Below are 14,880 nucleotides of genomic sequence, written 5' to 3'. Positions count from 1 at the left end.
CGGACCCCCGCCTACCTCCCGCGGAGGCGGGACGAGCGCCGCTGTTCGTTCCGACGTCCGCGCCGATCCGGCGTGCCCCTGGCGCGACGCAGCCGTCCCGGTCCGTGACGACCAGGACGGCTGCCTCGCGCGGACCTACGTGCTGGTCACTTCGGGGCAGGTGGTGCGGCCGGAGCCGCGCCCACCGGAGCGGCCCCCCGCGCCCCGACCGCCAGACCGGGGGTCGCAGCCCGGACCGGGCCCGCCGTCCGACCCCGCAGCCGACGCGCCAGGATCTCGGCGACCTTCGAGAGCACGTAGTTGATCGTGATGAACAGGATCGCCGCGACCAGCAGCGACTGCAGGATGTTGCCGTAGGCGGAACCCAGGCGACGCGACTCCTGGAGGAGCTCGGTGTACGTGATGATGTATCCGAGCGCGGTGTCCTTGAGGACCACGACGAGCTGGGAGACCAGCGCCGGGAGCATCGCGATGAGGGCCTGGGGCACCTCGACCGACCGGAGCGACTGACCGCGCGTGAGGCCCACGGCCAGCGCGGCCTCGTGCTGCCCCTTCGGCAGCCCGTAGACCCCCGAGCGGACCAGCTCGGCGACCACCGACCCGTTGTACAGGATCAGGGCGATCACGACCGCCATGAACGGGGCGTCGGGCACCTTGAGCTGGGCCAGGAAGAGCCAGAAGAAGATCATCATGAGCAGGACCGGGACCGCCCGGAAGAACTCGACGACCAGGCCCGAGAGCCAGCGCACGGCCCTGACCGCCGACAGGCGCCCGATGCCGAAGAGCAGACCGAACACGATCGCCCCGACGATCGCGACGCCGGCCGCGCGCAGGGTGTCGAGCAGACCGGGGAGATAGAAGTTCTCCCAGGCATCGGCCGTGAAGATCGGCTGCCACTTCTCCGCGGTGAGCTGGCCCTCGCGGCCCAGCAGCACCAGGGCGTAGGTCGCGATCCCCGCGACCACGATCGCCCCGACGACGTTGCCGACCAAGATGTTGCGGCGGCCGCGCGGCCCGGGGGCGTCGAACAGGACCGTCTGCTGCTGGGCGGTCATCGCTTCACCGCCAGACGGCGCGAGAGCGCGGTCGTCGCGAGCCCGACCGGGATCACGAGGATCACGTAGCCGATCGCGAAGGTCAGGAAGATCGCGATGATGACGTCGGAGTCGAACTCGATCATGGTCTTCATGAGGCTGGAGGTCTCCGTCGCGACGCCGGCCGCGGCGGCGACGGTCGAGTTCTTGATGAGGGCGATGAGCACGTTGCCGAGCGGGGCCACCGAACCGCGGAAGGCCTGCGGGAGGATCACGATCCGCGCCGCCGGCAGGAACGAGAGGCCGATCGCGCGGGCCGCCTCGGCCTGGCCGATCGGCACCGTGTTGACCCCGGAGCGGATCGCCTCGCACACGAACGCCGCGTGGTAGACCGCGAGGCCCAGCACCGCGAAGCGGAAGAAGTTGGACGGGAAGTCGTCGGCGAGCTGGATCTTGAGCTGGCCCCAGACCCCGAGGGTCAGGAACACCATGATGATCGTCAGCGGCGTGTTGCGGAACAGCGTGACGTACGTGGCGCCGGCCCACTGCAGGCTCGGGATCGGCGAGATCCGCATGAGCGCGAGCACCGTGCCGATGACGAGCGCCAGGATCGCCGCCCAGAACGTGAGCTGGATGTTGACCCAGAACGCGCCCAGGACGTCGTACGACTCGAAGAGCCGCAGGAACTGAGAGAGGTAGTCACCCACGACGGGTCACCCTTCACGAGGTGCAGCGCGGACGCTGCACGAGACCGGACCGGGACGGGTGCTGCGCCGGGCGGGCGCGTCCCCCGGAGGGCACGCGCTCACCCGGCGCAGCAGCGGACCTGTCAGGCGCAGGCGTCCGGCGTCGGCGGGTTCTCCGAGGCGTTCGGGGTGTACCCGGTGCCCTCGGTGTTGGTCGTGATGGCCTCCTCCCACGACCCGTCCTCGATCATCTCGGTGATCGCGGCGTTGATGTCCTCGCACTTGTCGCTGCTCTGCGGGATCCCGACGCCGTAGCGCTCGGTCGAGAACGGCGCCCCGACGACCTTGACCTTGCCCTTGTTCGCAGGCTGGGCAGCGAGGCCGGCCAGGATGATGTCGTCCGTGGTGACCGCGTCGACCTGGCCCGAGAGCAGGGCCGTGACGCACTCGGCGTAGCCGGGCTGCTCGAGGAGCTGGACCCCGGCGGCGTACTCGTCCTTGATGCGCTGCGCGGACGTGGATCCCGTGACCGAGCAGAGGTTCTTGCCCTCGAGGTCCTCAGGGCCCTTGATGTCGGTGTTGTCCTCGGCGACGAGCAGGTCCTGCCCGGCGACGAAGTACGGACCGGCGAACGCGACGGTCTCCTTGCGCTTGTCGGTGATCGAGTACGTCGCGAAGATCATGTCGACCTGGTCGGTGCTCAGCAGCGTCTCGCGCTGGGCGGACGGTGCTTCCTTCCACTCGATCTGGTCCTCCGAGTAGCCCAGCTTCTCGGCGACGTAGCGGGCGACGTCGGTGTCGAACCCCGTGTAGGTGTCGCCCTCCTTGAAGCCGAGGCCCGGCTGGTCGAACTTGATGCCGATCGTGATCTTCTCGCCGCCGCCACCGGTCGTGGCGGCGTCGGTCTCACCGCCCGAGTCGTCGGTGCCGCCGCTGCAGGCGCCGAGGATCAGGGCGGTGGCTGCGGTGAGGGCGAGGAGCCCTCCGGTTCTGGTGCGTGCTCGCATGGTGTCTTCCCCTTCGTCGTGCCGAGCCGTCACGGGGGACCTGGTGGTCACCCGCTCCGCCCGGCTGGTTCGTGGCCGGTCGAGCTGTCGGTTCTTGCAGGTGGTCGCCGGGCTCTTCGTCGAGGCCGGGACCCGTGGGGCGTGCTGTGCTGCGGGGGGAGGTGCTGGTCGGGGGCGGTGTGCTGGTGTCGGACGTGCGGTCAGTGCGTCAGGATCTTGGACAGGAAGTCCTGGGCGCGGTGGCTCTGGGGGTTCGTGAAGAACTCCTCGGGCGGGGCCTCCTCGACGATCTGGCCGTCCGCCATGAAGACGACGCGGTGCGCCGCCTTGCGCGCGAAGCCCATCTCGTGGGTCACGACGATCATGGTCATGCCCTCCTTGGCCAGTGCGACCATGACGTCGAGGACCTCGTTGATCATCTCCGGGTCCAGGGCCGAGGTGGGCTCGTCGAAGAGCATGACCTTGGGGTGCATGGCCAGCGCCCGGGCGATCGCCACGCGCTGCTGCTGCCCGCCCGAGAGCTGGGCGGGCATCTTGTCGGCCTGGTTCCCGATCCCGACGCGGTCGAGCAGGGCCAGCGCCTCCTTCTTGGCGTCCGCGGACTTCATGCGCCGGACCTTGAGCGGGCCGAGCGTCACGTTGTCGAGGATCGTCTTGTGGGCGAAGAGGTTGAACGACTGGAAGACCATCCCGACGTCCGACCGGAGCCGGGCCAGGGCCTTGCCCTCCTCGGGGAGCGGCTCGCCGTCGATCGCGATGGTGCCCGTGTCGATGGTCTCGAGCCGGTTGATGGCCCGGCAGAGCGTGGACTTCCCCGAGCCCGAGGGGCCGATCACGACGAGGACCTCACCGCGTCGCACCGTCAGGTCGACGTCCTTGAGGACGTGGAGGTCCCCGAAGTGCTTGTTCACCCCGCGCAGCTCGACGAGCGGGGCACCGAGCTCGTCGTCACGGGAGGTCCCGGCGGGCGCGGGCAGGGAGGAAGTGGGCGACGCGTCGGGAGCGTCGCTCGGGGTGTTCGGTTGCGCGTCCATTTCATGAACCTAGGGGGGATTTGTTGCGCACGCCACTGTTTCCGGCAACAGTTCGGCAACAGAAGGGCAACAGATGCCCGGCTCGTGGGGAACGCGCGTTTCGGTGGGGCGGGTGCGGCGCCGTACCCTTGACGGTGATGTTCTCCACCGCCCTCCGCCCCGAAGACAGCCCCGCCGCGGGTCCCTCCGACGCACCTGCGGGGGCCGCGCCGCGCACCTACATGGTCCGCACGCTGGGCTGCCAGATGAACGTGCACGACTCCGAGCACATGGCCGGCATGCTCGAGCAGGCCGGCTACACCCGCGCGGAGGCCGCCGACGAGGCCGCGCACCGCGCCGACGTCGTCGTCATCAACACGTGCGCGGTCCGTGAGAACGCCGCGACGCGCCTGTACGGGAACCTCGGCCAGCTCGCGTCGATCAAGGCCAAGCGCCCCGGCATGCAGATCGCGGTCGGGGGCTGCCTCGCGCAGAAGGACCGGTCGGGCATCGTCGAGAAGGCTCCCTGGGTCGACGTGGTGTTCGGCACGCACAACCTCGACGCCCTGCCCGTGCTCCTCGAGCGTGCACGGCACAACGAGGCCGCGCAGGTCGAGATCGCCGAGTCGCTCCAGGTCTTCCCGTCGACGCTGCCGACCAAGCGCGAGTCGGTCTACGCGGGCTGGGTGTCGATCAGCGTCGGCTGCAACAACACGTGCACGTTCTGCATCGTGCCGCACCTGCGCGGCAAGGAGCGTGACCGGCGCCCGGGGCAGGTCCTGGCCGAGGTCCAGGCGCTCGTCGAGCAGGGTGCGATCGAGGTGACCCTGCTGGGTCAGAACGTCAACAGCTACGGCGTCGAGTTCGGCGACCGTGGGGCGTTCGCCAAGCTGCTGCGCGCGTGCGGTGAGATCGAGGGCCTCGAGCGGGTGCGCTTCACGTCCCCGCACCCTGCGGCCTTCACCGACGACGTGATCGCGGCCATGACCGAGACGCCCAACGTCATGCCCCAGCTGCACATGCCGCTCCAGGCCGGCTCGGACCGCGTCCTGCGGGCCATGCGCCGCTCCTACCGCTCGGAGAAGTTCCTCGGGATCCTCGACCGCGTGCGCGAGGCCATGCCCGACGCGTCGATCACGACGGACCTCATCGTGGGCTTCCCGGGCGAGACCGAGGAGGACTTCGCCGAGACGCTGCGCGTCGTCGAGGCCTCCCGGTTCTCGTCGGCCTTCACGTTCCAGTACTCCCAGCGCCCGGGGACCCCCGCCGCGACGTTGCCGGACCAGCTGCCCAAGGAGGTCGTCCAGGAGCGCTACGAGCGGCTCCAGGCCCTCCAGGACCGGGTCAGCGCCGAGGAGTCCGCGCGCCAGGTCGGGCGCACGGTCGAGGTGCTCGTGACCGAGGGGTCGGGGCGCAAGGACGGCGCCACGCACCGGTTGACGGGACGTGCGGCGGACAACCGTCTGGTGCACCTGGCCGTGCCCGACGACGTCGTCACCCTCATGGCCGGTCGCGGTGACGGTGACGTCCTGGCCGACGACCCGCGCCTGGCCGACGGCCTGGACCCTCGCCTGCCCCGACCCGGGGACATGGTGACCGTCGAGGTGACGCGGTCCGCGCCGTACCACCTGGTCGCCGACTCGGCCGTGGCCGGCGTCACGGGGGCCGGCGGGACCGGCACCTACTCGGTCCGCCGCACGCGCGCGGGTGACGCCTGGGTCGCCCGCGAGAAGACGCGTCTGGGCGGCGGCGACGACCACGGGCACTCGCACGGTGCACCGGCCGCAGGTGGTCCGGTCAGCCTGGGACTGCCGAGCCTGCGTCGTCCCTGAGTCGATCCTGGGCGGGCGCCCGACTCGTCCTTCGGACGGGCCGGCGCGCCCGGGCCCTCTGCCGGGGCCGACCGCGCCCCCCACAGGAGCCCCGCTCACACCGGCGGGAGCTGGCCGCCGATCGTGTTGAACAGCTGGACCGCGGTCCCGAGCCCGCACGAGACGACCTGGCCGAGCTGGTCGTCGGTCGCGCCCCGTTCGAGGTCGACCGAGACCTCGGCGTACAGCGCCAGCCCCTGGCTCTCCTCGCGGACGTAGACCTTGGGCCAGATGCGCTCGCGGTTCCAGTCGTTGACGGCCTGGAGGACAGCGAGCCGGGACGTCACGGGCAGGGTCGTCGACCAGCGTCCACGGACCTGGAGGATCTCCTGGTGCTCGCCGAGCAGCAGGAACCAGAACCGGTTGCCGTCCCAGGTCCCGGTGACGTCGCCGTCGTCGTCGATGCGGAAGTGGTAGCCGCGCCGCGAGAGGTAGTCGCCGATGCGTCGGGTCGACAGGGGGGTGGGGAGCTCGACGTCGATCGCCACGTCGTCCACGGGCTTGGGCCGGTGGTTGCCGAACAGGCGCGCGAGCCAGCTGGTGCGGGGGGCGGGACTCATGGTGCCGACCTCGCCGGGTCCGGGTAGAACTCGTCGAGCGCGTCGAAGAACATGGACCCGGTCGACAGGCCGCACTGAAGCAGCTGGTCGAGCTGGTCGTCGTTGACGCCGTGCTCGAGGTCCACCGTGACCTCGGTGAAGACGTGGACCATGCCGTTGTCGCGCACACGCGTGTAGGCCTTGGGCCAGATGCGGTCGGCGTTCCACTCGTTGCAGAACTCGAGGATCTCCTCGAGGCGCTCGATCGTGATGTCCCTGTTCCACTGGCCGCGTACCTGCAGGATCTCCTGGTGCGTGCCGAAGAGCAGGAAGTAGAAGAGCCGTCCGTGCCACAGCCCGCCGACGTCGTCCTCGGCGTCGATGAAGTAGCTGTACCCGGCGTCGGCGATCCACTCGAGCACGCGCCCTCGCCGCAGGGGCGTGGGGATCTGGTCGTGGTCGATGTCGGCGATCATGGTGCCGCCGAGCTCGCGGAGCAGGAGGCTCTCGACCGAGGCGTGGAGCGCCGCGTCGTCGAGCGAGGGGGCGCCCGCACCGTCTGGTGCAACGGGGCTGCTCTCGTCCGGGCCGCCGTCGCCGCCGTGCCCCGACCCGTCCCCGGGCTCGGGGCGGTCCCCTCTCCCGGAATGCTGTCCCCGTCTGCCGCCGAAGAACCTCATGTGCCCACCCTACCCGCGCCCGGCGCGGATCGTCCTGCTCGCGCGGTAGCGTGGCGCGCGTGATCGTCCGTGCCGTCGCCCTGCCTGGAACCCCCCTCCTCGTCCCCGGCGTCGCCGGGAGTGCCGTGGTGCTCGCGGACACGCGCGAGCACGTGCTCGGTGCGCTCCGGGACCTCGTCGCGCACGTGGACCGGGTGGTCGTGGTGGCGCCCGCGCCCCGAGGCGCGCCTGGACGCCGGGGCGAGCTGCGTCCTGCGCTCGAGGCGGTCGGCGTCGAGCCCCGCTGGTGGGGATGGGCGCCCGCCCCGGGCGCGGAAGAGCTGCCCGCCGCCGGGTTGCCCGCGTCGGTCGGGCTGCTGGCGCTCGCGGCTGCGGGCTGGCGGGGACCGGTCGAGGTCGTCGAGCTCGACGCTCGTCCCACGGGCGAGCCTGGGCGGCTGGTCCGCGTGCTCGGGGAGGAACCAGGCACGGGTCTCGTGGTGGTGACGAGCGCCGCGCCCGACGGCGCCGCTCACCCGGGTGGACCGGCGGCGGCCCCGGCCGGTGCGGCCGGTGCGGCCGGAGGGGTCGAGCACGAGATGCTCGGCGCCCTGGGCGACTCGTTCGAGCAGGTCGTCGAGCGTTCGGTGGGGGAGTACGAGCAGCGCGCGTACGAGGTCGTGAGATTCGCCGGGGCGCCGGCCGGTCGGTGACCCACCGACCGGCCGGGCGCGACCGCTAGCGGTCGCTCAGCGTCGCCGCGACCTGTGCGGCTGCGTCCTCGCGACCCAGGCCGTGCAGGATCGCGACGAGCTCGTTGCCCACGCTCGCCCGCGACTGCTGGTCGCGCGCGAGCCGGAAGCCGTCGACCGCCGACTCGAGCACGTCGACGGCGCCCTCCGGATCGCCCGCCGCAGCCCGTGTGGTCCCGGCGAGCCAGAACGCGTGCGCGGCGCCCGAGAGGTCACCGGCCCGGGCGTACTCCTCGGCGACGGCCTCCGCTGCGGCTGACGCCTGCGCATGATCGCCCGACGAGGCGAGCAGCCGGGCCCGGGTGTCCGAGAGCTCACGGCGCTCGCGGGACCGGAGGTCCGCGCGGGACGCGGGCTCGTCATCCGGGCGGTCCGGGGCATCCTGTTCGGCGCTGTGCGCGCTGCCCGCGGCGCCGCAGGGGCCGCCCAGGTCCGCGAGCTCCTTCTCGACCGTGACCAGGCCCGCGAGCGGGTCCCCTGCGCGGGCCGAGAGCCGGGCGAAGGCGCGCGCGACCTGGCCCCTGAACTCTGGTGCCACCCCGCCCGCGCGCAGCAGGGCCACGGCGCGAGGGAACGCGCTCAGCGCCCCTTCCAGGTCCTGCTCGAGCGCAGCGATCTGCGCGGCCTCGGCCAGGGCGAAGCCGGCGTCGGCCGGCAGACCCCGGGCCTCGAACGTCGACGAGGCCTCCTGGTACAGCAGCGCCGCGGACGCCGGGTCCGTCGCCGCTGCCTCGGTCGCACGGGCGACGAGCTCGGGGCCCGTGGGCCCTCCTCCAGGGTGGGACGTCGGGGCTGTCGCGGTCGGTGCGGCGCCGGGCCCGGGTTCCGTGACGCGCGCCGGGGCGAGGTCGTCGGGCACGGTGCCGCCGGTCGCTCCGGCGGCCGGCGACACCCTGCCCGAAGGTGCCGCCAGCACGCTCAGGCTCACGGGCAGGACGGTCGCAGCGCGCGCCCAGACCTTCTCGGTCCGCCGCGTCGCGGCGTCCGTCCCGTTGCGCGCGTCGAACGCCGCGGCGAGCTCGAGGGCCTGGGACCTGATCCACGCGTCGAGCCCCGCGACCGTCGACGCCGGGACCTCGCGCAGCGCGAGGCTCCGGTCACCGTGCTCGACCGCGAGGAGCGCGGTCGCGGTCCCGACGCTGAGCAGGAACGACCACCGGTCTCGCGGGGAGTCGGCGGTCAGCAGGCTGTCCTGCTGCTCCTCGAGGCGACCGAGCGCTCGCTCGCCGTTGCCCGTCCGGGCCAGGAACTCGATGTGACGCCCCTGCGGACCGGTCATCGCGACGCCGTTGTCGAGGTGTCGCAGTCCCCGACGGTGCGTGGTCGCGGCCTTGTCCGCCTGCCCCTGCTCGAGGTAGGCGAGCTGGAGGTGGGAGAGCATGTCGCCCGGTTCCGTGGCGCACTCGGGCGACCCCGCGAGCACGGTCTCGAGGAGCCGTACCCCCTCGTCGGTGCGACCCACGTCGAACAGGTACGCAGCGCGGTCGCCGGGCTCGCAGGCCTCGCACTGGGAGAAGTCGTCGCGCGGCGTGGCGACCCACGCCTCGTACGCGGCGGCGACGTCCTGCGTCCCGCGCGACCGCTCCCACTGGAAGCGGGACATGGTCACGGCGTTCATGCCGTTGCCCGCGACCGCGTACCGGCGCTCCATGTCGTCGAGCGTGCGGTCGATCTGCGCGGCCGGGACGGCCGGGAAGTCCATGAGGTTGCCGACCATCCACTTGAACGACCAGAACAGCGAGTGCGCGTCCTGCTCGTCGAAGTGCTCGGGGTGCTCGTCCCACCAGCGCAGGAGCTGGGTGAACGGCAGGTAGGCCTTGGTGACCTCGTTGCCCCACACGTAGGACTCGACGAGGACGAACAGCGCGTAGGCGCGGGCCTCGACCGGACCGTTCGCCGTGATCTCGTCGAGCTCGGCGGCGGCCGCGGTGCTCCGGGCGATCCCGTAGGGCAGGTCGCGGATGCGGGACAGGGCCCCGTTGGCCTCGTGGACCGAGCGGGTCATCGGTTCTCCTCCAGGGGGGGCGTTCCAGGGTGCAGCGCGCGGTCGAGCAGGACCGCGAGCGAGCCGTTCATGAGCGTCGCCTCGGAGGACCGCAGAGGTCTTCCGGACAGGAGCAGGGCCGTGACGTAGAGCGACTGGGCTCCCGCCTCCCGGACCTGCGGGTCCGTGGTCGCCAGGAGGGAACGGACCGTCCCGTTGGTGTCGTTGAGCACGAGCTGACGCGAGCGCGCGGGGCCCGAGAGCCCGGCGAGCACCTGGCCCCAGAGGTCGTCCGCGGCCTCGACGGTCGCACGGGTCTCGCGCTCGTGGTCACCGTCGCGGTCGTGCAGGAGCATCGCGGGCAGCACCGAGGGCTCGAAGGCACGCACGATCACCTCGCAGTCCTGCGGCGCGAGCGCGGCGTCGATCGCCTGCACCGAGCCGGCGATCTCGAGCTCGCGCAGCGGGTCGACCTCCAGGAGCGCCTGTGCGACGTCGCTCGACGTCACGGGCGACAGCCGCCACCGGGGAAAGCGGCGCGAGATGCGCTCGAGCAGGTCCGCGTCGTAGACGTACCCGCCGTTGACGAGCCCGAGCCCCTGCGCCGCGGCGACCGGCGCGACCCGCCGGAACTCCTCGACGCTGGGGGTCCACAGCAGGCGCGCGCCCTCGGGGAGCGCCGCCTGGAGGTCCGTGAGCGTGCCCGTGCCCTCGGTCGTCTCGAACGGGAGCACCCGGGCCGCGAGGTCCAGCATGTCGTCGTCCTGGAGCGCGAGGGCGCGGACCGCGAGGTGGTGCACCCGCAGGAACGCGCGCCCGGCGGGGGAGTCCTCGGCGAGCGCGGCCAGCGCCCAGGCACGAACCTGCGCACCCAGGGCCTCACGCGTCGCGAGCAGCACCTCGTCCTCGTAGAGCCCCTCGCGCGACGCGGTGGGGCGCAGCGCCGAGGCGTCGAGCACGCACCGCACGAAGAACGCCCAGGGCGGCAGCAGGTCGTCGACCTTGGTCCCCAGGAGCATGCGCTTGAGGTACACGCGATGGCTCGAGGGCGTGGTGGGCGACACTGCGGCGGGCAGGACGTACGCGACGCCGCTCAGGCCCGCGACCGGGATGTCCAGGTCGATCCGGGCGAGCGGCGTGAAGCCGAGCGTCTGCTCGGCGTAGCGTGTCAGGGCCGCGTCACGCTCGGCGGGCGTGGCGTGCGACTCCTTCCAGGGCAGCTCGTGGCCGCTCAGACGGCGCCAGACGGTGCCGGTTCCGTCCTCGTGCCCGGGCGAACCCGGTGCGTCGGCGTCCAGGTCCAGGCGGACCTCGACCTGAAGGTCCACGGGGAGCAGCGACCCGAAGTCCTGGGCGAGGGCCGTCACGGTCGCGGGGGCGAGCCAGTGCTCCATGTCGCGGCGCGGGTGCAGGCGGACGATGCTCCCGGGCTCGGCAGGTGCGGCGGGGTCGTCGGGCCCGATCTCCGCGAGCTCGTAGCTGCCGTCCGCGAACCCGCGCCAGCGCACGGGTGCGGGCCAGGTCCCGTCGTCGTGCCGGCGCGCCGAGCGGGACGTGAGCTCGATCTCGTCCGCGACCATGAACGCGGACAGGAGGCCGATCCCGAACTGCCCGAGGAACTCCTCGCGGCCCGTGCCGAGCTCGACGTCACGCTTGGAGCTGCGCCCGATCGTGGCGAGCAGCTCGCCGGCCTCGGCGAGGGTCAGGCCCACCCCGGAGTCGGCGACCTCGAGCCCGCCGTCGGGCAGCGGCCGGAGCCGGACGGTCGCCGGGGCGTCCTCTCCCGCGAGGCCGCGCCGCGCGGTGATCGCGTCCACGCCGTTCTGCAGGAGCTCGCGCAGGTAGACGCGGGGGCTGCTGTACAGGTGGCGTGCCAGGAGGTCGACGACCCCGTGCAGGTCGACCTGGAACGTGCTCGTCAAAGCGGGCGGTCCTCGACGTAGACGTTCGCGTCCGTGGGCCCGGCGTCCGGGGCGGGGAAGCGCTCGTCGAGCTGCTCGAAGAACTGCAGGCCGGAGAACAGCCCGCACTCGACGAGCTGTCCCAGCTGGTCGTCGGCCACGCCGAACTCGAGGTCGGTCGAGACCTCGGCGTACACGCCGAGCTCGTCGCCCTCGACGCGGGAGTACACCTTGGGCCAGATCTTGCTCTGGTTGACCTCGTTGGCCAGGAGCGCGACCTGGGTCTGGTCGGCGGCCGAGAGCGTGCGGCTCCACCGGCCCCGGACCTGAAGGATCTCGTCCTTGGTCCCCATCACGAAGAAGTAGAAGACGTTGCCGTCCCAGCTGCCGCCCAGGTCGCCGTCGTCGTCGATGCCGTAGTTCCAGCCCTTGCTCGTGAGGATCGCCTCGATGCGGTCCCGCGAGAGCGGAGCGTTCGCGGGGGGAAGGGTCTCGTCCGGCTTGGAGAAGAAGCTCATGTCTCGATTCCTCGTCGTGTGGTGGGTCCGCGCACGGCGGCGCAGGGCAGGTGCGACGCACCGGGCTGCCGGTGGCCACCCGTGGAGCCTACGCAGGACCACCCACACAGGGACAGGGGGGACACACCGGACGGGAGGGGACGTGCCCCGCGGGTGGGGGCGAGGCGACGGGCCGTCCCCGGCGGGTACGGTTCTCGGATGCTCATCGTCGCCGTCGTCGGCCCCACCGCGACCGGGAAGTCGGACCTCGCCCTCGACCTCGCCCAGGCCCTCGCCCCTGCCGAGGTCGTCAACGCCGACGCCTACCAGCTCTACCGCGGCATGGACGTGGGCACCGCGAAGGTCCCGGTCGCCGAGCGTCGCGGGATCGTCCACCACCAGCTCGACGTGCTGGACCCCCTCGAGGACGCCTCGGTCGCCGACTACCAGGCCTCGGCCCGCGCGGACCTCGACGCGATCGGCTCCCGGGGCGCCCGGGCGGTCGTCGTCGGTGGTTCGGGGCTCTACGTCCGGGCGCTGCTCGACGAGATGAACTTCCCGGGCACCGACCCGGAGGTCCGCGCCCGCCTCGAGGAGCGGGCCGAGCGCGAGGGGACCAGGGCGCTGCACTCCGAGCTCGCGCGGCTCGACCCCGGTGCCGCGACGTCGATCGGCCCCACGAACACCCGTCGCATCGTGAGAGCGCTCGAGGTCATCGAGATCACGGGCGAACCGTTCACCGCGAACCTCCCGCGCCAGGAGTACGTGCGCCCCGCCGTCCAGATCGGTCTCGACTGCGACCGCGAGACGCTCGACGCCCGCGTGGCGGGTCGGGTCGAGCGCATGTGGGAGCTGGGGCTGCTCGACGAGGTCCGTGCGCTCGCGCCGCGGCTGGGCCGTACCGCCGAGCGTGCGGTCGGCTACGCCGAGGTGCTGGCCCACCTGCGCGGGGAGATCACCGCCGACGAGGCGCGCGAGCAGATCACCGCGAACACGCGCCGGCTGGCCCGCAAGCAGATGGGCTGGTTCGGCCGCGACCCGCGCGTGCACTGGCTCGACGCGCAGTCGCCCACGCTCCTGGCCGACGCCCTGGAGATCGTCCGTGCGGGCGACGACGGCACCCTGGACACGCGCACGGACGAGCGCCCGACGCGCCGTAGTCTGGGCTCATGAGCCTGCCGCCGCCCCGTTCGACGACCCGTTTCGCCAAGGGCCACGGGACCCGCAACGACTTCGTCCTGCTCGCCGACCTCGAGGGGAGCCGCGACGTCGACGTCGAGCAGGTCCGCGCGCTCGCCGACCGTCGCGCGGGCATCGGCGGCGACGGCGTGATCCGGCTGGTCCCCACGGCCTACGTGCCCGAGTCCGCGGCGGTCCTCGCCGAGGACCCCGAGGCGATCTGGTTCATGGACTACCGCAACGCGGACGGCTCGGTCGCCGAGATGTGCGGCAACGGCGTGCGCGTCTTCGCGGCCTTCGCCGAGCGCCTGGGGCTCGTGGACCTCACGCCTGCCCCTGTCGCGACGGACGACGCAGGCGCGTCCGACGTACCGGCCACCGCCGCGGCACCACGGGTCCTCGCCGTGGGCACACGAGCAGGGGTCAAGTACGTGCGCAAGGAGGCGAACGGCTGGTACGCCGTGGACATGGGCCCCTGGTTCCTCCCAGGGGGCCGCACGGCGCTCGACGAGGGTTTCGACGCCGAGGTCACGGTCAAGGGGTGGGAGGTCGCCCGCCCCGCGCTGAGCGTCGACCTGGGCAACCCCCACACGGTGCTCGCGCTGCCGCACGAGGACGAGCTCGAGGCCGCCGACCTGACCGCGGTGCCCGGCGTCTCCCCGCTGCCCCCGCACGGCACGAACGTCGAGCTCGTCGTCCCCCTCGGCGAGGAGGTCTCGGTCGACGGGACCGTCGTCGGGCGTCTGCGCATGCGCGTGCACGAGCGCGGCGTGGGCGAGACCGAGTCGTGCGGCACGGGCGCGTGCGCCGCGGCGCTCGCGGTCCGGGCGTGGGGCGGCCCGCAGTCGCCGGACGTGTGGCTCGTCGACGTGCCGGGTGGCACGGTGCGCGTGACGGCCCTCGAGGGCGGCCGCGTCGAGCTCGCCGGTCCCGCGGAGATCGTGTTCGGGGGAGAGATCGACCTGACGGCGTTCGGGCGCTGACCGCGAGGGCCCGACGGCGCAGCGCCCCGGTGCTCGGCGTGCGTCGGGCACGGGTCCCGTCTGGCAGGACCGACTGCCGCGCGGAGCGAGGGCTCAGCCCGCGCGCGTGACCTCGAGGACGCGGAACCCCTTGGCGCTCGCGAGCTTGGTCACCGACAGGTCGTCGTCGAGGTGCTCGTTCAGCCAGGCCATGAGCGAGTCGGCACCGAGGTTGCGCTGCACCACGAGGTAGGCCTCGGTACCCGGCTCGAGCCGGGGCAGCCAGTGCAGCAGCATGTCGTGCAGCACCTCCTTGCCGACCCGGATGGGCGGGTTGGACCAGATCGCGGCGAACCGGACGTCGTCGGGGACGTCCTCGGGGCGCACCGCGCGCACGTTCTCCAGGCCCAGCCGGGCGGCGTTGCGCCGGACCAGGTCGAGGGCGCGCTCGTTGACGTCGACGGCCCACACGGTCGAGCCCGGCGACTCGATCGCCATGCTCAGGGCGACCGGGCCCCAGCCGCAGCCCAGGTCGAGGAGGTGCGCGGCGCCGTCGGGCCCGGAGACCGCGGGCGGGAGGTCCGGGACCGAGCGCAGGAGCACCTGCGTCCCCAGGTCCAGGCGGCCCGGGGAGAAGATGCCCGACGCGACCTCGACCGTGACCTCGCGACCCGCGAGACGGACGGTGAGCTCCCGACGTTCCTCGGCGGACGCGGGCTGCGCCGTGAAGTAGTGGTCCGGTGAGGGCTCGGGCGTCGTGCCAGGGGTGGTCGTCACGAGGGTCGATCCTATCGGG

The 14,880-nt window shown here is 72.7% G+C and carries 14 protein-coding genes; 4 read left to right on the top strand and 10 right to left on the bottom strand.

Annotated features, from left to right (window positions below; all coding sequences use genetic code 11):
• Nucleotides 1-146: 146 nt before the first annotated feature.
• The 4 genes from ACFWGN_RS09270 to ACFWGN_RS09255 form a co-directional block, all read right to left on the bottom strand.
• Nucleotides 147-1,055 carry an amino acid ABC transporter permease gene (locus ACFWGN_RS09270; RefSeq protein ID WP_377616606.1) on the bottom strand — a complete coding sequence of 303 codons (909 nt, stop codon included), beginning with the start codon at nt 1,053-1,055 and terminating at the stop codon, nt 147-149.
• Complete coding sequence (locus ACFWGN_RS09265; protein WP_030150550.1) at nt 1,052-1,741, bottom strand: amino acid ABC transporter permease; 690 nt, start codon at nt 1,739-1,741, stop codon at nt 1,052-1,054. Before ACFWGN_RS09265 ends, ACFWGN_RS09270 begins: the two co-directional genes overlap by 4 nt.
• 122 nt (nt 1,742-1,863) lie before the next feature.
• The gene (locus tag ACFWGN_RS09260; protein ID WP_191803950.1) at nt 1,864-2,727 is read right to left on the bottom strand and encodes a glutamate ABC transporter substrate-binding protein; all 864 of its coding nucleotides are present in this window, start codon (nt 2,725-2,727) and stop codon (nt 1,864-1,866) included.
• 200 nt (nt 2,728-2,927) lie between these two features.
• Nucleotides 2,928-3,761 (bottom strand): amino acid ABC transporter ATP-binding protein, encoded by an 834-nt coding sequence (locus ACFWGN_RS09255; RefSeq protein WP_191803952.1) that lies wholly within the window; start codon nt 3,759-3,761, stop codon nt 2,928-2,930.
• A gap of 137 nt (nt 3,762-3,898) precedes the next feature.
• Between ACFWGN_RS09255 and miaB the strand changes: the two genes are divergently transcribed.
• On the top strand, nt 3,899-5,572 hold the full coding sequence (gene miaB / locus ACFWGN_RS09250; protein ID WP_377616605.1) for a tRNA (N6-isopentenyl adenosine(37)-C2)-methylthiotransferase MiaB: 1,674 nt from the start codon (nt 3,899-3,901) through the stop codon (nt 5,570-5,572).
• Nucleotides 5,573-5,667: 95 nt separating this feature from the next.
• On the opposite strand, the gene ACFWGN_RS09245 is transcribed toward miaB, so the two are convergent.
• Both ACFWGN_RS09245 and ACFWGN_RS09240 read right to left on the bottom strand, forming a co-directional pair.
• Nucleotides 5,668-6,171: a YbjN domain-containing protein gene (locus ACFWGN_RS09245; protein ID WP_191803956.1), complete on the bottom strand. Its 504-nt coding sequence runs from the start codon at nt 6,169-6,171 to the stop codon at nt 5,668-5,670.
• Entirely contained in the window at nt 6,168-6,830 is a 663-nt protein-coding gene (locus tag ACFWGN_RS09240) for a YbjN domain-containing protein (RefSeq protein ID WP_377616604.1), read from the bottom strand. Before ACFWGN_RS09240 ends, ACFWGN_RS09245 begins: the two co-directional genes overlap by 4 nt.
• 59 nt (nt 6,831-6,889) lie before the next feature.
• Between ACFWGN_RS09240 and ACFWGN_RS09235 the strand changes: the two genes are divergently transcribed.
• Complete coding sequence (locus ACFWGN_RS09235) at nt 6,890-7,522, top strand: hypothetical protein (RefSeq protein ID WP_377616603.1); 633 nt, start codon at nt 6,890-6,892, stop codon at nt 7,520-7,522.
• 25 nt (nt 7,523-7,547) lie between these two features.
• On the opposite strand, the gene ACFWGN_RS09230 is transcribed toward ACFWGN_RS09235, so the two are convergent.
• From ACFWGN_RS09230 to ACFWGN_RS09220, 3 genes are read right to left on the bottom strand one after another with little or no spacing between them, the layout of a single operon-like run.
• A complete protein-coding gene (locus ACFWGN_RS09230; RefSeq protein WP_377616602.1) occupies nt 7,548-9,566 on the bottom strand; it encodes a hypothetical protein in 2,019 nt (672 codons plus the stop codon).
• Nucleotides 9,563-11,467 (bottom strand): HSP90 family protein, encoded by a 1,905-nt coding sequence (locus tag ACFWGN_RS09225; protein ID WP_377616601.1) that lies wholly within the window; start codon nt 11,465-11,467, stop codon nt 9,563-9,565. Before ACFWGN_RS09225 ends, ACFWGN_RS09230 begins: the two co-directional genes overlap by 4 nt.
• The gene (locus ACFWGN_RS09220; RefSeq protein WP_377616600.1) at nt 11,464-11,964 is read right to left on the bottom strand and encodes a YbjN domain-containing protein; all 501 of its coding nucleotides are present in this window, start codon (nt 11,962-11,964) and stop codon (nt 11,464-11,466) included. The genes ACFWGN_RS09225 and ACFWGN_RS09220 overlap by 4 nt, the downstream gene beginning before the upstream one ends.
• 198 nt (nt 11,965-12,162) lie before the next feature.
• Here ACFWGN_RS09220 and miaA point away from each other — a divergent pair, with 198 nt between their 5' ends.
• Both miaA and dapF read left to right on the top strand, forming a co-directional pair.
• Nucleotides 12,163-13,116, top strand: coding sequence for a tRNA (adenosine(37)-N6)-dimethylallyltransferase MiaA (miaA, locus tag ACFWGN_RS09215; RefSeq protein WP_377616599.1), 954 nt, complete (start codon nt 12,163-12,165; stop codon nt 13,114-13,116).
• On the top strand, nt 13,113-14,105 hold the full coding sequence (gene dapF, locus ACFWGN_RS09210; protein ID WP_377616598.1) for a diaminopimelate epimerase: 993 nt from the start codon (nt 13,113-13,115) through the stop codon (nt 14,103-14,105). Before miaA ends, dapF begins: the two co-directional genes overlap by 4 nt.
• 93 nt (nt 14,106-14,198) lie before the next feature.
• Here dapF and ACFWGN_RS09205 read toward each other — a convergent pair whose 3' ends face one another.
• The gene (locus tag ACFWGN_RS09205) at nt 14,199-14,861 is read right to left on the bottom strand and encodes a class I SAM-dependent methyltransferase (protein ID WP_377616597.1); all 663 of its coding nucleotides are present in this window, start codon (nt 14,859-14,861) and stop codon (nt 14,199-14,201) included.
• Nucleotides 14,862-14,880: the final 19 nt, after the last annotated feature.

It is taken from the genome of Oerskovia sp. NPDC060338 (genome assembly GCF_042726295.1).
GTDB classification, from domain to species: domain Bacteria; phylum Actinomycetota; class Actinomycetes; order Actinomycetales; family Cellulomonadaceae; genus Oerskovia; species Oerskovia merdavium.
This window is presented reverse-complemented; position numbering and strand designations above follow the sequence as displayed.